The following is a 17,806-nucleotide window of genomic DNA, read 5'->3' as shown; positions in this document are numbered from 1 at the left end:
AGATGAACCTGGTACTTGACCTTGGAAACACCTGTGGGAAGATTGCCGTATGCGACCATAAAGGGGTGGTCGAAGCGGCCAGCTATGAAAAAATCACCAGCCGGGAGATCTCCTACTTTCATTTGCGGTACGGCGGACTGAAAGGAGCCATAATCTCCTCGGTGGTCAATTACTCCAGGGAGATCATCGATTACCTGAGCAACCTCTATGAACCCTGCATCGAACTGAACCATTCCACCCCCCTTCCGCTTATCAACAGGTATGTCACTACAGAGACCCTGGGATATGATCGTATTGCAGCTGCCGTTGGAGCATATACGATTTACCCCGGAAAAAACGTTCTGGTCATAGATGCCGGCACGGCTATTACCTATGATATAGTGACTTCCAGGGGCGAGTTTCTGGGGGGAAACATCTCCCAGGGCGTGGATATACGGTTTAAATCCCTGCATAAATTCACCAATCGCCTGCCACAGCTGGAACGGCCCGATAAGGTGCCGGGCCTGGTGGGAAGCACTACTCGTGAGGCCATTCAGTCGGGAGTTATAAACGGTTTACTGTTCGAAATGGATGGTTTTATTGGGGCTCTCAGCGAGAAATATCCTAAATTACAGGTTGTTTTAACCGGGGGCGATGCAAAATACTTTGTTGGAAAGTTAAAAAGTAGCATATTTGTGGACCCAAATCTGAACCTGATCGGACTTAACAGAATATTGGAACACAATGCAGAAAGAGAGATATAGTTCATTTTTAGTCAGTTTAGGATTCGCCCTGATTATTTCCACTCCGCTTTTTAGCCAGTTTAATACTTATTCGCCCTATACACGCTTTGCCCTGGGCGATCTTGCCAGGCATGGCGTGGCTCAGAACCAGGCCATGGGAGGAAGCGGACTGGCCATGCATGAAGGCAACAGGATCAACTTCCTGAACCCGGCCTCTTTTGCTGCACTTGACAGCACTTCGGTCTATTTTGACTTCGGAGCCAATTCATTTCACAACCAGTATGAGACCCGGAATTACTCCAATAGCTGGTGGAATATGAACCTGCACCATGTGGCATTTGCCTCCTCCATGGGCAAGTACCTGGGATTTTCAGCCGGAATTGTTCCCTACAGCAGCGTTGGCTACAACATTAAACAGGAGTATGATGACTTTACCCATGGCCTGGCCATGGACACTTACTTCGAGGGAGAAGGGGGAATCATAAACTTTTACATGGGGACTTCGGTCAAACTGCTGGATCGCCTCTCCCTGGGGGTAACCATGAACTACCTGATGGGCAAATTAACCCGTGAAAGAGCCGTTAATTTTCCGATGAACTCCAGCTACTCGGATGTGACCTCCACCGAGAACCTGAACCTGCGAAAACCCGTATTCACCCTGGGTCTTCAATACAGGGAGGTATTTGGATACAAGTTCTTCTTCACCGTGGGAGGGATCTATGATTTCAAAGCAGGCACGGAGATTGCAAACGAATATCTGATCCATAACGAATTTTACCCGGATGATCCCGTCTGGATCAATGATTCGGTACAGATTGACCCGGTCTATATCCTGGGCGAGGATACCGCCTATAACACACTGAGTATACCACAGAAAATGGGAGTGGGAATTGCGTTTGGGATACCCGACAAACTGACGATCACCGGCGACTATTATATCCAGGACTGGAGCGGATCCATGTCGGGCGAGAACTACAGCACAACCAGGGCCACCTCCATGCATTTCGGGGCAGAGTATACCCCCGACGTGGAGGCCATCAGAGGCTATCATAAACTGATGAGCTACAGGCTGGGAGGGTATTACTCCAACTCCTACCTTATGGTGAATGAACAGCAGCTGCAGGACTATGGCATAACTTTTGGAGTAGGATTACCGGTAAAAACTCTCCGGTCAAGCCTAAATGTGGCTTTCACTCTGGGCACCAGAGGTACTACCGAGTATAATTTAGTGAAAGAAAATTATGGAATTATTACATTTAATGTAACTTTACATGACTTGTGGTTTAGAAAAAGGAGATTTGATTAAATCCGTATACCGTATAATTGAACTGTATGAAAATGAAAGCCCTCAAAACCATCCTATTAACAACAATGGCTCTTGTGTTTGCCCTGCCTGCTGTTTCACAGAAGGGAGTTGAGGACGGGTCGAAATATGGTAAAGGCCAGGACAGTATTAATTGTATCAAGAACCTGTCGCTCTACCGGGAATTTTTCAAACACAGCAACTATAAAGATGCCATTCAGCCCTGGCGGAAAGTGTTTGACGAATGCCCGGCCTCCAGTGAGCGTATGTATGTGGAGGGAATCACTATGTATCGGACATTTATCGGAGCGTCTTCTGTGCCCGCACGTACCGAGGAGCTGATCGACACCCTGCTTCTGATCTACGACCGGCGGATGGAGTATTTCGGGGGAGAAGGCAATATTCTGGGAAGAAAGGGAATTGACATCCTGCGCTACCGGAGGCTCGGAGCAGACGGATCCGTAAACACCGAAGCAGTCAACCAGGGTTACAATGACCTGAAGCGGAGCATCGAGCTGGAGAAAAATAAAACCCGGGATCCTACCATAGTTACTTTTATCTCGGCCAGTATTACCCTGAACCAGAAAGGCAGGATCGATGACAACCAGGTGATTGAAGACTATTTCATGGTCACCGATATTGTAGATGCCTTGCTGGATAAGAGCTCCCGCTGGCCAAGGGCTAAGCAGGCCATTGATGATAACATGATCCAGAGCGGCCTGCTCACCTGCGATGCCCTTAACGGCTATTTTGAACCTCAGTTTGAGGCCAAAAAGAGTGATCCTGCATTCCTGGATAATGTAATCAGGTTCTATAATTCGGCAGGTTGCGACAGGGCCGACCTTTACGTGGCTGCATCGGAACAAATGTACCGGATCAATCCGGGCCCGGAATCGGCCCACCAGCTGGGCATCCTGCTGATCGCTAAAAATGACTTCGAAAAAGCTGCCAACTACCTGAAGATGGCTGTAATTGGAGAGAATATTGATAATGATACCCGGGCCGAATGGTTCTACAAACTTACCATTGTAAGCCTGGCCAACAAAGACTATTGCGATGCCATCAGCTATGCCCGTGAAGCCATCGCCTATAATAGCGAATACGGGAAAGCTTATATCGCCCTTGGTGATGCCATGATCGCCTCCAGGGATAACCTGGGTGATGATTTTGAGAAGCGGACCGCATTCTGGGTGGCCGCCGACAAGTATGCCAAAGCCAAATCTGTGGATCCGAGTGTGGCGGACGATGCCAACAAGAAACTGAACGATTATGCGTCCCAGTATCCCAATCATGAGGAGGTTTTTTTCAGGGATATCAAAGATGGCGACTCCTACCAGGTGAAAGGATGCATCAATGAATACACGACCGTCCGGTCCAGAAAATAATACCGGAAAAGATCATTTGGAAAGGCCATCTCCGTCAGGATGGCCTTTTTTTTTTCCCTATCTTTGCAGTTATGCGAACCGGCTCTCATATTCGTGCTGCTCTTCTGCTCTTCCCGCTCCTGTGGCTGGTTGCATGTGAGAATGATATTGAACGGATCAACCTGCTTACCGATGAGACCGAAGCGCCTACCCTTCAGGGAAAGAACATCAGGGTAATCTACAGCGATTCTGCCAGGGTAGAAGTCCAGATCCTGGCACCCCTCTATAAACGATACCCCAATGCCGAACGTCCCTATATGGAGTTTGAGAAAGGCCTGGAGGTCTACTTCTATGACGACTCGGCAAAGATAGAATCGGAAATCAGGGCCGACTATACCATTTACTACATGGAGGAAAGGCTCTGGCATGCCACGGGAAATGTGGTCGCACAGCAATTTGAAACCGGGGACGCCCTCTATACCGATGAGCTTTTCTGGGACGAAAGCGAAGAGTTGATCTATTCCGATTCTTATACCAGGGTACATAGTGAAGACAATATCCTGTACGGAAAAAATGGATTCAGATCACACCAGAACCTGTCCAACTGGCAGTTACTGGGTTCAAGTGGAACCATAAATGTTCAGGATGAAGAGTAGTATATCCGGTTTTTTCGAAGTGGTCTGGTTCGTCCTCGGTGGACTGATGCTTTTTATGGCTGTGGATTTGCTGCTGGAATCGGGCATAAAGGAAAGCTGGTACTATTTCCTCTTCTCCTTTCTGGCTTTTGTCATGTATTTTATGCGAAGACGTTCGAGAATCACACGCCGCTAAGCCATGAACTTTCTGAATCTGATCACCCTCATACTAATATCCATTCTGTTCTCGGCCTTTTTTTCGGGAATGGAAATCGCCTTCGTATCCTCCAATAAATTAAGGATTGAGATCGACCGGAAGCAGAAGAAAGCCTTTGCTGGTCTGGTCAGTTACTTTATCAAGCACCCCTCCCGGTTCATTGCCACTATGCTGGTGGGTAATAATATTGCTCTGGTTATTTACGGGATCGCCTTTGCCATGCTGCTGGAAGAGCCTATACGGGACCTTGTGGGAGAGCAGGCCGATGCAGCTGTGCTGCTGATACAAACCCTGATCTCCACCCTGATCATTTTACTTACTGCAGAATTTCTGCCCAAGGCCCTGTTCCGGATAAATCCCAATAATTCGCTGCGTATACTGAGCCCTCCCATCCTGCTGTTCTATGCGCTGCTTTATCCCGTAACCATTCTCACCATCGGGCTCTCCAACTTTACCATGAAATACCTGCTCCGGATCAAACCCGATGCAAAAGCGGCAAAACCGGTGTTTGGAAAGGTGGACCTGGACCACTTCCTTACCACTGTAAAACCACAACAAACCACCACTGGTGAAGAGACGGAGGATCTGAGGATATTTAAAAATGCCCTGGAGTTCTCCGGACTGAAAGTCCGGGAATGTATGATTCCGAGAACCGAGATGATTGCCCTGGAAACAAATGCTCCACTGGACGACCTGGCCGAACGTTTTATTGAAACAGGTTTAAGCAGAATTCTTATTTACAGCGACACCATTGACAATGTGATCGGCTATGTGAACTCCAAAGATCTTTTCAGAAAGCCGGAAAAGATCAAATCTCTCCTCAAACCCATTCACATTGTTCCGGAAACACTGCCGGTTAACAAGTTACTGACCCGGTTTATCAAGGAGGGTAAAAGCATAGCCCTGGTAGTGGATGAGTTTGGGGGCACCTCCGGGCTGATCACCACCGAAGATATCATTGAAGAGATATTTGGAGAGATAGAGGATGAACATGACACCATCGACCTGGTTGAAAAAGAACTTGGAAATAATCATTTGCTGCTTTCCGGCCGGCATGAGATTGATTACCTGAACGAAAAGTACTTCCTGGGCATTCCGGTCTCGGATGAGTATGATACCCTGGCAGGATACATTATCTACCACCTGGAGAGTATCCCCGAAAAGGAGACTGCCCTTCAGGTGGATAATTTCCTGATAACCATCACAGATGTCAGTTCTAACCGCATCGAAGAAGCAGAGTTAAAGGTGATCCGTTCCTGAATCCGCAATTTTCATCCATTCTATGTGCATTAAACCTCTAATTATTACTATATTCGTACCCTTAAAAAATTAGGAGAATCAGTTAAACAGTTATATATAAATGGCAACATTACAGAATATCAGAAACAAAGCGGGACTGCTTGTAGCCGTCGTAATCGGACTTGCCCTGTTTGCATTTATCCTGGGGGATATGATGGGATCAGGATCAAGCACCATAGGGAAGAAATCCGTTGCAGAGATCAATGGAAAAGGGGTGGGTGTGACCGACTACATGAACCGGGAAAAAGCCCTGCGGGAATTCTATGAGCTTAATGCAGGCGGACAGTCCCTGGATGCAGAACTTGAAAAGCAGATCCAGCAGGAAACCTGGAGAAGGCTTATCAGAGAAACCATCATGGAGCGCTCCTATGAAAATCTGGGACTCTACGTCAGTGCCGATGAGCTTAAGACCATGGTAACCGGAGATCAGTCCATGGCTTTAAACGGCAATCCCGCACTCAGCGAACCTCATCCGATTATTCGCCAGATGTTTACCAATCCGGAAACCGGGGAACTAAACCGTGCCGTAATGACCAACTACTTCAACAGCCTGGATAATCCACAGTTTGCACAGGAGAAGAGACGCTGGCTATTTATTGAGAATGAAATTGTTGAGGAGAAGATGAACCAGAAATATTTTAATCTGGTAAGAAAGGGATTTCAACCTTCTTCTCTTGATCTGAAAGACTATATCACTGAAACTGCAAAAAGCACTGACTTTGCCTATATCTCGGAACCATTCACCGAAATTGCTGACGAGGACATTACGATCACTGAGGCGGACCTGAAAGCATACTACAAGGAGCACCGGGAATCATACAAACAGAATGCCTCCAGAACCTTTCAATATGTTGTTTTTGAAGTAAAGCCCAGCGAAAAGGATGTGGAAAGTGCCTTGTACTGGGCCAATCAAACCAAGGCCGAGTACAGCAGGATATCCGGTGATGAGATTCCCCGGTATGTAAACGGAACCTCGGATGAGCCTTTTGACACCAGGTACTATACCTACGAAGAGTTACCGGGGATGATCAGAGATTCGGTGTTCCAGGCAGATGAATCGACCATTGTGGGACCCTATCGTGATCAGGAATCCTTCAAGCTGGCCCGCGCGTTTAATCCGGAAATGAGGCCCGATTCAGTGAGGGCCAGGCATATCCTGCTCTCTCTTCAGGCCTACGGAGGAAACAGGCCGCTGATGAATGACCTGGCCGACAGCCTGAGGACAGTCATTGAAAATGGGGGTAACTTTAACCAGATAGCCCTGGAATATTCCGCCGATGAAAGCAACCGGGCCATTGGTGGCGATCTGGGTTGGTTCACCGAAGGGAACATGGTTACGGCTTTTAACGATGCCTGCTTTGAAAACAACAAAGGAGATGTGATAACTGCTGAAACTCAGTTTGGCACTCATATCATCAAGATTGAAGATCAAAGCCGGCCCGTCCGGAAAATCCAGTTAGCCACCGTGGTGAGACATATTTTTGCCAGCGACGAAACCAACCAGGATTACTATAACCGGGCCGTGAAATTCAGGGGAAAGGCCACCGACCTGGAAAAATTCACAGAGCAGGCCAGGGAATTCGGTCTGGACCCCCGCTTTGCTCCGAACATTACCAGGGACCAGGCGACTATTCCGGGAATAGAGGATCCCATCAGGATTACCAAGTGGGCTTATACCTCGGAGGTAAACAGCGTAAGTAACATCTTCAGCCAAAACGACGATAAATACATTGTTGCCGTGCTAACCGAAGCTAAAGAAGAGGGATATGCAAAACTGGAGAGTGTGCGGGCAGAGCTGACTCTGGCCCTCAAAAAGAAGAAAAAGGCCGAAAAACTGGTTGAGCTGCTGAAGGATCAACTGGCCGGCGTAAATGATCTCTCCCGGTATGGAACAGAAAACAATGTGAACGTCGGTGAAGCCACGCAGATCAAGTTTGCCAATACCTATGTGGCGGGAGTTGGGCTGGAGCCCTATGTGGTTGGAGCTTCCATGTACCTGCCTCTGGACCAGATCTCTGATCCGCTGGTGGGTGAAAGCGGTGTATTTGTTATTTCTGTGACCAACCGCAGCGAAGATCCTGCGGCAGTGGGAGATGATCCGGCTGTAAAGGCCAGGCTAAAATACGCCCTGGAATCCAGAAGCAATTATGAAGCTTACAATGCACTGGTGGATGCGGCCAAGGTAGAAGACAACCGGCTGGAGATCTTCTACAACTAGCTACGTATATGTTATCTCCTCGCTGAACCCAGCCTGCGGCTGGCTTAGGCTTCCCTGCGGCTGGCTTAGGCTTCGTCCATAAGAACAGCCCTGTTTATTTAAGAAGCTGACGGCAGCGGCGACATCGTATCCCTTCGGGGTACATCAATCGACATTGTCGTGCAGGTAGGAGTTGTCCGGGCGCAATTTGGGGCCCTCTTCTCCATCCTTGTTGTCGGTAAGACGATAGCGGGAAACCTCCTTCTCCTCCGAGTGCTTCTGATGGTCGATAGGAATATTTTTGCGGACATAGGCCGGCACATTCTCCAGCTCCTCAATCTCATCATCGCCCGAAGCACTGAGGTAGCCCCTGTCCCTGAGCTTCTCATGGGTCTCGCGAAGTCTCCTTACCCGGTCGGCCATCTTCTTTTCCCTGGCCCCGGGATCTGTCTCATCAGACTGATCCATCAGGATATACTCCTCCGAATCCTCTTTGTCCTTCACTCCGAAAGAGAGGGAGCCCTGCCGGGGGATCACGTTGGATTGTTCCTCTGTCAAACCGGCATTCCTGCCTGAATCACGCAGGGGAACCTTGTGTGTCTGTTTCCTCCCCACATAAAGCTCCGGGATGCTATTCATCCGGAAACCGGTGGCGATGATAGTTACACTGATCTCTTCTCCCAGAGATTCGTCATTACCGATTCCCCAGATCAGGGTGGTATCACGGGAGGTTGCACTGACCACGTAGTCCGTGATTTCACTGACCTCATCCATGGTGATCTCCTCCGATCCCGAGGTAATATTGAGCAATACGCTCCTGGCCCCCTCGATATCGTTGTTGTTCAAAAGAGGTGAAGTAAGAGCCTGTTCAATGGCCAGACGAGCCCTCTCTTCGCCTCTGGCAGTGGCGGAACCCATGATGGCCACACCACTGTTGCTCATTACTGTCTGAACATCTGCAAAATCCACGTTGATATACCCGTGAACTGTAATGATCTCAGCGATCCCCTTGGCAGCGATAGCCAGCACATCATCGGCCTGTTCAAAAGACTTGCTCACCGTAAGGTTTCCAAAGATCTCTCTTAACTTCTCATTATTAATCACCAGCAGGGAATCCACATGATCTTTCAGCAGATTGATTCCATCTATGGCCTGGTTGATACGCTCAGGACCCTCAAAGCGGAAAGGTATGGTGACTATGGCAACAGTCAGTATTCCCATTTCTTTCGCTACACTGGCAATGACGGGCGCCGCACCGGTGCCGGTTCCTCCACCCATACCGGCGGTAATAAAGACCATGTTGGTATTACTGGATAGTACCTCCCTGATCCTGTCAATGCTCTCCAGGGCTGCTTCTCTTCCAATCTCAGATTTGCTGCCGGCACCTCTCCCTTCGGTCAGCGCATCTCCCAGTTGCAGTTTCACAGCCACCGGGCTGTTATGCAGCGCCTGGGCATCTGTATTGCAAACCACAAAATTGACATCCCGGATCCCCTTCTTGAACATATGGTTCACCGCGTTGCTTCCGCCGCCTCCTACGCCAATTACCTTGATAACGGACGACCGCTCAGGTGGCAGGTCAAAATTCATTAAATCTTCCATGAGTTTGGATTTTCTACATTTTCACATCAGTCTCGTCAAATATATCACTCAGGGTGTTTTTCAGGTTTTCCAGGATCCTGCCTTTCTTCATCCCTTTCCTAACCCTCCTTTCCTCAACCGGTATTTCCTCAGCTTCCGGTTCCCCGCCGGCCAGAGGCTGGCTGACCTTCATCTCTTCCGGCTTTTCCTCATAGTACTCCAGGCCTTTCAAAAGAAGACCCACCGAAGTGGAAAACATGGGTTGATTGATCTCTTCGGAGGAGCTTGCTGCCATCATTTCACCAGGAAATCCAATGCGCACATCCATTCCTGTTTTAAATTTCACCAGCTGATTCAGATGTTTCAGCATGGAGCCACCCCCTGTCAATACAATCCCTGCACTCAGCTTATCCATATAGCCAGAATTCTCAATCTCGTAGCTGACTGCATCAATGATCTCCTCCATACGCGACTGGATAATATAGGCCAGACTCCGGAAACTGATCTCCTTGGGTTCCCTTCCGGAGATTCCCGGGATGGTGACTACCTTATCCTCCTGGGCCAGATCGCCCAGTGCCGACCCGAACTGGACCTTCAGCGATTCTGCCTGTCGCTGCAGAATGGCACATCCCTCCTTGATATCACGCGTAATCACATTCCCTCCAAACGGAATGACGGCTGTATGGCGGATCACATCATCATAGTAAACCGCCACATCGGTGGTACCACCCCCAATATCCACCAGAGCAACACCCGCCTCCTTTTCATCTTCGGTGAGCACCGCAGCACTGGAAGCCAGGGGCTCGAGAACCAGCTGTTTCACATCCAATCCGACCCTGTTGATACACTTCTCAATATTTCTTGCCGAGGAGATCTGACCGATCACAATATGGAAATTGGCCTCCAGCCGCTTCCCGAACATTCCGACAGGGTTCTTCACACCGGTCTCGTTATCGACGATATAACTCTGCGGCAAAACATGAAGAATCTCTTCACCCACATCCACGGGGATCTTATGCATGTCATCGATCAGATTTTGAAGATCGTCCCTGGTGATCTCCACGTCGTAGGAGTCGCGGTTTATATATCCCCTGTTCTTTACAGATTTGATATGCTGTCCGGCGATACCCACAAACACTTCACTAAATTTAATCCCCGATTGTTTACTGGCCTCGGAGGAGGTGGTCTGAATTGCATTAACGGTCTCTTCGATATTCAATACAACCCCTCGTTTGACTCCCTTGGAAGGAGTCTGACTGATGCCCAGGACTTCCAGTTTGCCCTGTTCATTCAACCGGCCTACCAGGCTAACGATCTTGGTTGTACCGATATCAACCGCAGCTACAATTTTGTCTTTTGTTGCCATAGTCTTAACGTTTAGTACATATTACTTGATTGGTATATTTCAAATTAATGGTCTGATAGTTGTTCCACCCGTAGATGGAGAGGCCCTGCTTATAAAGCAGTTCCAGATTTCTCAGTTTTCTGTCCCAATGCTCCATGCTTCCCATTAGAATCTGGTGGGCTCCGACTCTGGGAATCAGCTCATATTCCCCCTTGCGATTCACGTAAATCTGCACGATTTGTTCGCTCCAGAAGGGATGTTCCGTGATATAGGTACAAAAGCGGTGGATTTCATCCAGTTGTTTTCCCGGCTCCCCCTCCCTGTCCGGAGGCTGAATGCTTCCGGAAACCAGCATAATATGAGGCACATACTGCTTTGACAGGGGGAGTACTTTTCCTTCTGTATCGAGATAGAATCCTTCCCTGCCTTCGGGCAAAATGCGGACCCGGGCGATTCTCTGCTCCAGCCTTATCTCCATTCGACCCGTCACATCCGTATTCACCTCAGCACGTTTAATATAGGCGTTCTTTTCCAGAAGGCTCTCAAGCTCCCTGGTATTGATCCCGCTCAGCGGGTAACCCTGCAGCTCCATTCCTTCCGACTGAAACATGTCCCTGATATCTGTCTCGGTCACAAAGCGGTTGTTCACCGTATCGGACAGTACCACATCGATCCGGGTACACAATACCTGATCCGCTTCACTGGCAACAAATCCCAGGATCACCACAAACCATGCAGCAATACCTATCCAGGTGCCTGTTTTTAAGATCCTGCGTATCATATTCTTGCGCACCATTCTTGCAATGGTTTTACAAACTGGTTAATATCTCCCGCTCCCATGCTCACCAGAACCTCGGGATCCCTCTCTTTCACCACTCTCATAAGCTGCTCTCTTTCTATCAGCACCTTTTCATCGAGCTGAACCCGTTCCAGCAGCATGCCCGCATCTACCCCTGGGATCGGTTCCTCCCTGGCCGGGTAAATCTCCATCAGGATCAATTGATCGAGCATTTCCAGGCTGCGGGCAAATTCATCCGCAAAATCGCGGGTCCGGGTGAAAAGGTGTGGCTGGAAGATCCCCGTAATCCTTTTACCCGGAAAGAGTCTCCTGACCGAAGACAAAAAAGCTGTAATCTCAGCAGGATGATGCGCATAATCGTCGATATAAACCCTTCTCTGATTATTTACCTGTATATCGAATCTCCGCCGCACACCCTGGTAATCCAGAAGGGCATGGGCAATAATATCGGGCGTTAAGCCCAATTGATGTGCCACAGCCACTGCTGCCAGTGCATTCTCCACATTCAGCAGCCCCGGTATCTTCAGTTTGATCCCAGGCATCACGGAACGCGGGGTGATTACAGTAAAGCTGTGATCCAGTCCGTCGATGCTAAGGTTCTCCACATGATAGTCAGCCTCGGCCCGGTCGACCGAATAGGTAAATGAGCTAACATGATCGGGTATGGCCGGGTTAAGCCCGTACTTTAGTATCAGCTTCCCCTTCTCCCTGATCTGCGATATATAGGATTCGAATCCTTTGCGCATATTCTCCGGGGAATGGTAGATGTCCAGGTGGTCCGCATCCATGGAGGAGACCACAGCAATCTCCGGGTACAGAGTCAGGAAGGAACGATCGTATTCGTCTGCCTCCGCAATAATTACCCGGGAAGCCGGATCGAGATAGAGATTGCTGGAACTGTTTTTACTGATCCCCCCCAGGAAAGCATTGCATCCCAGAGTGGAGCTGTGAAGTATGTGGGCCAGCATGCTGGAGATGGAGGTCTTTCCGTGCGTTCCGGCCACACCAACGCCCCTGCCTGTATTAAAAACCTCTCCCAGCGCCACCGAGCGTTTGATCACCCGGAATCCTCCCTTCCGGAAATAATTTAATTGCTGATGGGTTTCAGGAACCGCCGGTGTGTAAATGACCAGGGTGTGTTCCGGATCCCGGAATACCGGAGGGATGAGCTGGGAACGGTCCTCGAAACTGATTGTAATTCCCTCACGTACCAGCTCATCGGTCAGTGTGGTGGAGACCCGGTCATATCCGGCCACAGTCTTGCCCTGACTCACAAAATAGCGGGCCAGGGCACTCATTCCGATGCCCCCCGCTCCAATAAAATAGACATTATCGAGATTTGTCCAGATCATGGTTGAGTTAGTATTTTTTGTACCTCGGCTGCGATCCTTTGCGATGCATCGGCAATGCCAAGTACTTTGATGTTATTAGATAAATTTTCCTTTTCCTCCTCATCCTCCATCAGCCTGAGCAAACAATCCACCAGCTTCTCCCCGGCCTCTGCATCGGCTACCATCAGAGCCGCATTCCTGCTTACCAGTGCCTCGGCATTATGTGTCTGATGATCTTCGGCCACATTGGGTGAGGGAACAAGTATGGCCGGTTTTCCCACCACACAGAGTTCGGAAACGGTAATGGCTCCGGCCCGGGAGACAATAACATCTGCCACCCCGTAAGCCAGGTCCATTCGTGAAATAAACGGCAGGACACGGATATTCTTCTGTCCGCTTTTCCTCACCTTCTCCTCCACCTCCTGCTGATAAAACTTCCCGCACTGCCAGATCACCACCAGGTCGTCCCGGTCCAGTTTCTCCAGTCCACCCAAAAAGCTCTGGTTCAGTGTCCGGGCACCCAGACTGCCACCCAGCACCAGGCAAACCTTCTTTCCCCTCTCCAGGTCAAATTCCCGGTAAGCCTTCTCCGGATGGTCCCGGAGTTCTAACAGGTTCCGGCGTACAGGATTTCCCGTAATCACGATCCGGTCCGCAGGGAAGTAGCGCTCCATTTTTTCATAGGCCACACAAATGGTCCGGGCCGAACGGCCAAGCAGGCGGTTGGTCACACCAGCCAGTGAATTCTGTTCCTGGATCACCAGGGGCACTCCTTTTCTGGCTGCAGCCTTCAGAATGGGTCCGCTTGCATATCCTCCCACACCGATGGCCAGATCAGGGGAAAATCTTGAAATGATCCTTCGCGACCGGAGCATACTGGCCAGAAGTTTATAGAAGAAGGTGATGTTTTTTAGGGTAAGCCTGCGTTGGAATCCGGCCACCGGCAAACCCTCAATGGGATAGCCTGCCTCGGGCACCTTCTCCATCTCCAGTTTTCCCAGGGCTCCCACAAACAGAAACTCCAGGTGCGGATCCTGCTCCTTCAGTGCATCGGCGATAGCGATGGCCGGGAAGACATGCCCGCCGGTTCCACCCCCTCCGATCAGTATGCGATATGAAGGTTTCTTATGCATCTGCTTCAAATTCGGTCCGTGTATAATCCTTCTTTTCCGGCCTTGCTCCGGCCGGGGCAGCCTCGCCGGCTAAGGGCCCTGAATCTCTTTCAGAAGCGGGTTCTTCCCCTCCTTCGCCTGTCGCCCCGGACTGCTCCCTGGTACCCCAGCTCACCGAAAGGATCATCCCGGTGGCCATACTGGTAAAGAAGATGGATGAACCACCCATACTGACCAGCGGCAGGGTCTGGCCGGTAACCGGCACCAGTCCCACCGCCACCGCCATATTCACAAAGGCCTGCAGGACCAGCCCCATGGAGAGGCCAAAGGCCAGGAAGGCTCCATAGGTGCTCTTGCTCCGGCGGATAATCATTCCGGCCCTGAAAAACAACCAGAGATATAGTGCAATCACCAGGATCCCTCCGATCAGGGTTCCATACTCTTCAATGATAATGGCATAGATAAAATCGGAGTAGGGATGGGGCAGAAGATTTCTCTGGGTGCTGTTGCCGGGCCCCTTCCCGAAGAGCCCACCCTGTACAATAGCCACCTTGGCCTGATCGGCCTGGTAATTGTCTCCCTCGCCATCCACAAAATTCTCAATCCGGTTCTTCCAGGTGGATAACCGTCCATCCCGGTCAAACAGAAGCGATCCCCCGATAAAGACAGAAAGGGCAAAGACCCCTGTGAAAATCATCAGAAACAGGTACCTGAAGGGAATTCGCCCCACGAACATCAGGCTGATAGCAGTTATAAAAACAATCGCAGCCGTAGAAAAGTTAGCCGGCAGGATCAAAACACAGGTTCCTGTAATGGCCAGGGATATCTTTCCGAAGACTCCTTTGAAATCTTTTATATTATTCTGATTCACCGAGAGTATCTTAGCCACATACATCACCAGGGCGATCTTGGCGAAATCGGAAGGCTGAATGGTGAGTCCGGTCCCCGGTATTTGCAGCCAGCGGGTGGCCTCATTGTAATTGGTTCCGGCTATCAGTGTCAGGATCAGCAAAGGAATGGTGAAGTAGAGCGCAAAGACCGATACCCGGCTGAATATGCGGTAGGGAACCAGGTGAACAAAGAATATAATCAGCACACCCAGCAGGATGAACTTAAGTTGCCGGAAAAGGTAAAAGAAGGTATTCCCCGACCGGTGCTGGTATGCCAGCGACCCGGTTGAACTGTACACCGATAAGAGGGAAATTACCAGGAGGATCAATACCACGATCCAGATAATCCTGTCACCTTTTATATACCTTCTGATCTTCATCACCCAGGTTTATCAGAGTGCCCTGACTGCTTCCTTAAACTGCCGTCCCCGGTCCTCGAAACTCTCAAACAAATCGAAACTGGCACAGGCTGGTGAGAGTAGCACAGTCTCCCCGTCCCTGGCCAGGTAGTAGGCGGCTTTTACAGCTTCCTCCATACTCCGGGTCTCCACAATGGATTCCACCTTTTTTCTGAAAGCCTGGATTACTCGTTCGTTGTCCTTTCCCAGACAGACAATGGCTTTCACCTTATTCTCCACCAGGTTGTAAAGCTCGCTGTAATCATTGCCCTTATCCACTCCCCCCACAATCCATACCGTGGTTCCTTTTACGCTCTCCAAGGCATACCAGGTAGAGTTTACATTGGTGGCCTTGGAATCATTGATAAAGTTGATCCCATGAACTTTCATGACGTTTTCCAGCCGGTGCTCCACTCCCTGGAAATCCATCAGGGCCTCCCGGATCACATCATTGCGGATCTTCAGGACATTGCCGGCGATACCGGCAGCCATACTATTATAGGTGTTGTGTCTTCCCTTCAGAGACAGTTCCTGAACTGACAAGCTGAAATCCACATCATCAAACTCGATACGAAGCTCTTCCTCCTTCTCTACCCAGGCCACATCATAGGGCTTTTTCTGATAGGCAAAAGGGAGTTGCTCTGCCCGGGTCACTATCTTTTCCAGCTCTTTGATCGTAATTTCATCGTCGGAACAAAACACAAAGTACTCCTCCTCGGTCAGGTTCTGCGCAACCCGGAACTTTGAGTCCACATAGTTCTGAAAATTATAATCGTAGCGGTCCAGGTGATCGGGGGTGATATTGAGTAAAATGGCTATGTCTGCCTTGAACTGATACATTCCGTCCAGCTGAAAGCTGCTCAGTTCCAATACGTAGTAATCATATGCCTCTGTGGCCACCAGGAAAGCGAAACTCCGTCCCACGTTACCCGCCATTCCTACATTCAGGCCGGCCTTTCGCATCATATGGTGGATCAATGAGGTTGTCGTTGTTTTGCCGTTACTGCCTGTTATGCATATCGTTTTTGCATTGGTATAGCGCCCGGCAAACTCAATTTCAGAAATGATCGGGATCTCTTTCTTTCGCAGCAATTTGATAATGGGAGCGCTTTCGGGGATTCCAGGGCTTTTGATCACCTCCGTGGCAGAGGTGATCAGACGCTCGGTATGACCGCCCGATTCATAGATCACCTGGTACTCGTCCAGCATCTCCCGGTAGAAAGGCTTAATCTTTCCGGCATCCGAAACAAAAACATCCATTCCTTTTGTTCGGGCCAGAATGGCTGCTCCCGTCCCACTTTCACCTGCACCAAGGATGACTATCCGTTCTCTGTTTTCCATAGGGTTCGTTTTATTTTATTATCTCATCTTCAGGGTTACAATAGATATCACCGCCAACATGATTCCCACAATCCAGAACCGGGTCACAATCTTGGGTTCCGGGAATCCTTTCATCTGGTAGTGATGATGTATGGGAGCCATTAAAAACAACCGTCGTCCTTCCCCGAATTTATGTTTGGTTCTTTTGAACCATCCCACCTGAAGGATCACCGAGAGGCTCTCCACCAGAAATACCCCGCAAAGAACAGGGATTAAGAGTTCTTTCCGGATGACCACCGCAAATACTGCGATAACCCCTCCCAGGGCCAGGCTCCCCGTATCGCCCATAAATACCTGTGCCGGATACGAATTATACCAGAGAAATCCGACCGTGGCACCGATAAAGGCACCGGCGAAAACCACAAGCTCGCCGGCATTGGGAATATGCATGATGTTCAAATAATTGGAGTAGATGGCGTTTCCCGACAACCAGGCCAGCACTCCCAATGTGATCCCGATTATGGCCGCCGATCCCGTGGTAAGTCCGTCGAGTCCATCAGTTATATTGGCTCCGTTGGATACCGCGGTTACAATAAAAATGACGGCCAGTACAAAGATGATCCACACCAGCTGATCGGCATACTTTCCGCTGAACCAGACCAGCCAGGAGTAATCAAATTCGTTGTTCTTGACAAAGGGAATAGTGGTAAGCGGCTTCTTATGCTCCTGTACAATATAGAGATTACCGGCCTGGTCAACCTTCATCTCCTCCGTTTTGAATTCATCAAAATTCTCCTGGGTTACCTGTATCCGCTCGCGGATCATCACATCGTCACTGAGATAGAGGGTGATCCCCACAATCAAACCAAGGCCCACCTGGCCGATCACCTTGAAGGTTCCACGCAGGCCCTTCTTATTCTTCTTGAATACTTTGATATAATCGTCCAGGAAGCCGATCAGTCCCATCCAGATGGTTGCCACCAGCATTAAAATGATATAGATGTTGGTGAGATCAGCGAAAAGCAGCACCGGCAGGATGATGGATGCCAGGATGATGATCCCTCCCATGGTGGGTGTTCCCTGTTTCTGTTTCTGCCCGTCAAGGCCGAGGTCGCGGACCGACTCCCCGATCTGCTTGCGGTGAAGCAACTTGATGATTCTCTTACCCACCAGCATGGAGATAAGCAGCGACGCAATCACCGAGAAAGAAGCCCTGAAAGAGAGGTACTGGAACATCCCCGCTCCCGGAACATCGAATTTATCTAAGTATTCAAACAGGTGATATATCATGAT

The 17,806-nt window shown here is 49.6% G+C and carries 15 protein-coding genes; 7 read left to right on the top strand and 8 right to left on the bottom strand.

Going from position 1 to position 17,806, the window contains the following annotated elements; all coding sequences use genetic code 11:
• Positions 1 to 2: 2 nt before the first annotated feature.
• The 7 genes from P1P86_07405 to P1P86_07375 all read left to right on the top strand — a co-directional run bounded on the left by P1P86_07405 (position 3) and on the right by P1P86_07375 (position 7,758).
• Positions 3 to 743, top strand: a complete 741-nt coding sequence (locus P1P86_07405) for a type III pantothenate kinase (GenBank protein ID MDF1575003.1) — start codon at positions 3 to 5, stop codon at positions 741 to 743.
• The gene (locus tag P1P86_07400; protein ID MDF1575002.1) at positions 724 to 2,028 is read left to right on the top strand and encodes a hypothetical protein; all 1,305 of its coding nucleotides are present in this window, start codon (positions 724 to 726) and stop codon (positions 2,026 to 2,028) included. Before P1P86_07405 ends, P1P86_07400 begins: the two co-directional genes overlap by 20 nt.
• A gap of 26 nt (positions 2,029 to 2,054) precedes the next feature.
• Positions 2,055 to 3,410 (top strand): hypothetical protein, encoded by a 1,356-nt coding sequence (locus P1P86_07395; GenBank protein ID MDF1575001.1) that lies wholly within the window; start codon positions 2,055 to 2,057, stop codon positions 3,408 to 3,410.
• A 71-nt stretch (positions 3,411 to 3,481) separates the two neighbouring features.
• Positions 3,482 to 4,045 (top strand): LPS export ABC transporter periplasmic protein LptC, encoded by a 564-nt coding sequence (gene lptC, locus P1P86_07390; GenBank protein MDF1575000.1) that lies wholly within the window; start codon positions 3,482 to 3,484, stop codon positions 4,043 to 4,045.
• Entirely contained in the window at positions 4,035 to 4,220 is a 186-nt protein-coding gene (locus P1P86_07385) for a hypothetical protein (GenBank protein MDF1574999.1), read from the top strand. Before lptC ends, P1P86_07385 begins: the two co-directional genes overlap by 11 nt.
• A gap of 3 nt (positions 4,221 to 4,223) precedes the next feature.
• The gene (locus tag P1P86_07380) at positions 4,224 to 5,501 is read left to right on the top strand and encodes a hemolysin family protein (protein ID MDF1574998.1); all 1,278 of its coding nucleotides are present in this window, start codon (positions 4,224 to 4,226) and stop codon (positions 5,499 to 5,501) included.
• A 100-nt stretch (positions 5,502 to 5,601) separates the two neighbouring features.
• The gene (locus P1P86_07375; protein ID MDF1574997.1) at positions 5,602 to 7,758 is read left to right on the top strand and encodes a SurA N-terminal domain-containing protein; all 2,157 of its coding nucleotides are present in this window, start codon (positions 5,602 to 5,604) and stop codon (positions 7,756 to 7,758) included.
• A gap of 144 nt (positions 7,759 to 7,902) precedes the next feature.
• Here the strand turns inward: P1P86_07375 and ftsZ are convergent, their stop codons facing one another.
• From ftsZ to mraY, 8 genes are read right to left on the bottom strand one after another with little or no spacing between them, the layout of a single operon-like run.
• Entirely contained in the window at positions 7,903 to 9,339 is a 1,437-nt protein-coding gene (gene ftsZ, locus P1P86_07370; protein ID MDF1574996.1) for a cell division protein FtsZ, read from the bottom strand.
• Between the two features lie 13 nt (positions 9,340 to 9,352).
• Positions 9,353 to 10,684 (bottom strand): cell division protein FtsA, encoded by a 1,332-nt coding sequence (ftsA, locus tag P1P86_07365; GenBank protein ID MDF1574995.1) that lies wholly within the window; start codon positions 10,682 to 10,684, stop codon positions 9,353 to 9,355.
• A gap of 4 nt (positions 10,685 to 10,688) precedes the next feature.
• Positions 10,689 to 11,459 (bottom strand): hypothetical protein, encoded by a 771-nt coding sequence (locus tag P1P86_07360; protein ID MDF1574994.1) that lies wholly within the window; start codon positions 11,457 to 11,459, stop codon positions 10,689 to 10,691.
• Complete coding sequence (murC, locus tag P1P86_07355; protein MDF1574993.1) at positions 11,441 to 12,814, bottom strand: UDP-N-acetylmuramate--L-alanine ligase; 1,374 nt, start codon at positions 12,812 to 12,814, stop codon at positions 11,441 to 11,443. Before murC ends, P1P86_07360 begins: the two co-directional genes overlap by 19 nt.
• Positions 12,811 to 13,926, bottom strand: a complete 1,116-nt coding sequence (gene murG, locus P1P86_07350) for an undecaprenyldiphospho-muramoylpentapeptide beta-N-acetylglucosaminyltransferase (GenBank protein ID MDF1574992.1) — start codon at positions 13,924 to 13,926, stop codon at positions 12,811 to 12,813. Before murG ends, murC begins: the two co-directional genes overlap by 4 nt.
• The gene (locus P1P86_07345) at positions 13,919 to 15,175 is read right to left on the bottom strand and encodes an FtsW/RodA/SpoVE family cell cycle protein (GenBank protein ID MDF1574991.1); all 1,257 of its coding nucleotides are present in this window, start codon (positions 15,173 to 15,175) and stop codon (positions 13,919 to 13,921) included. Before P1P86_07345 ends, murG begins: the two co-directional genes overlap by 8 nt.
• A 12-nt stretch (positions 15,176 to 15,187) precedes the next feature.
• Positions 15,188 to 16,534, bottom strand: a complete 1,347-nt coding sequence (gene murD, locus P1P86_07340; protein ID MDF1574990.1) for a UDP-N-acetylmuramoyl-L-alanine--D-glutamate ligase — start codon at positions 16,532 to 16,534, stop codon at positions 15,188 to 15,190.
• A gap of 18 nt (positions 16,535 to 16,552) precedes the next feature.
• Positions 16,553 to 17,803 (bottom strand): phospho-N-acetylmuramoyl-pentapeptide-transferase, encoded by a 1,251-nt coding sequence (gene mraY, locus P1P86_07335; GenBank protein ID MDF1574989.1) that lies wholly within the window; start codon positions 17,801 to 17,803, stop codon positions 16,553 to 16,555.
• Positions 17,804 to 17,806: the final 3 nt, after the last annotated feature.

Source organism: Bacteroidales bacterium (genome assembly GCA_029210725.1).
GTDB lineage: Bacteria > Bacteroidota > Bacteroidia > Bacteroidales.
The sequence above is the reverse complement of the archived record's forward strand: the minus strand, read 5'-3'. Positions and strand labels throughout refer to the sequence as shown.

Coding starts and splice junctions, on each gene's coding strand:
- P1P86_07345 (MDF1574991.1), bottom strand. CDS start 15,175: ATGAAGATCAGAAGGTATATAAAAGGTGACAGGATTATCTGGATCGTG.
- P1P86_07360 (MDF1574994.1), bottom strand. CDS start 11,459: ATGGTGCGCAAGAATATGATACGCAGGATCTTAAAAACAGGCACCTGG.
- P1P86_07400 (MDF1575002.1), top strand. CDS start 724: ATGCAGAAAGAGAGATATAGTTCATTTTTAGTCAGTTTAGGATTCGCC.
- P1P86_07380 (MDF1574998.1), top strand. CDS start 4,224: ATGAACTTTCTGAATCTGATCACCCTCATACTAATATCCATTCTGTTC.
- ftsA (MDF1574995.1), bottom strand. CDS start 10,684: ATGGCAACAAAAGACAAAATTGTAGCTGCGGTTGATATCGGTACAACC.
- P1P86_07405 (MDF1575003.1), top strand. CDS start 3: ATGAACCTGGTACTTGACCTTGGAAACACCTGTGGGAAGATTGCCGTA.
- P1P86_07395 (MDF1575001.1), top strand. CDS start 2,055: ATGAAAATGAAAGCCCTCAAAACCATCCTATTAACAACAATGGCTCTT.
- ftsZ (MDF1574996.1), bottom strand. CDS start 9,339: ATGGAAGATTTAATGAATTTTGACCTGCCACCTGAGCGGTCGTCCGTT.
- murC (MDF1574993.1), bottom strand. CDS start 12,814: ATGATCTGGACAAATCTCGATAATGTCTATTTTATTGGAGCGGGGGGC.
- lptC (MDF1575000.1), top strand. CDS start 3,482: ATGCGAACCGGCTCTCATATTCGTGCTGCTCTTCTGCTCTTCCCGCTC.
- P1P86_07375 (MDF1574997.1), top strand. CDS start 5,602: ATGGCAACATTACAGAATATCAGAAACAAAGCGGGACTGCTTGTAGCC.
- mraY (MDF1574989.1), bottom strand. CDS start 17,803: ATGATATATCACCTGTTTGAATACTTAGATAAATTCGATGTTCCGGGA.
- murD (MDF1574990.1), bottom strand. CDS start 16,534: ATGGAAAACAGAGAACGGATAGTCATCCTTGGTGCAGGTGAAAGTGGG.
- P1P86_07385 (MDF1574999.1), top strand. CDS start 4,035: ATGAAGAGTAGTATATCCGGTTTTTTCGAAGTGGTCTGGTTCGTCCTC.
- murG (MDF1574992.1), bottom strand. CDS start 13,926: ATGCATAAGAAACCTTCATATCGCATACTGATCGGAGGGGGTGGAACC.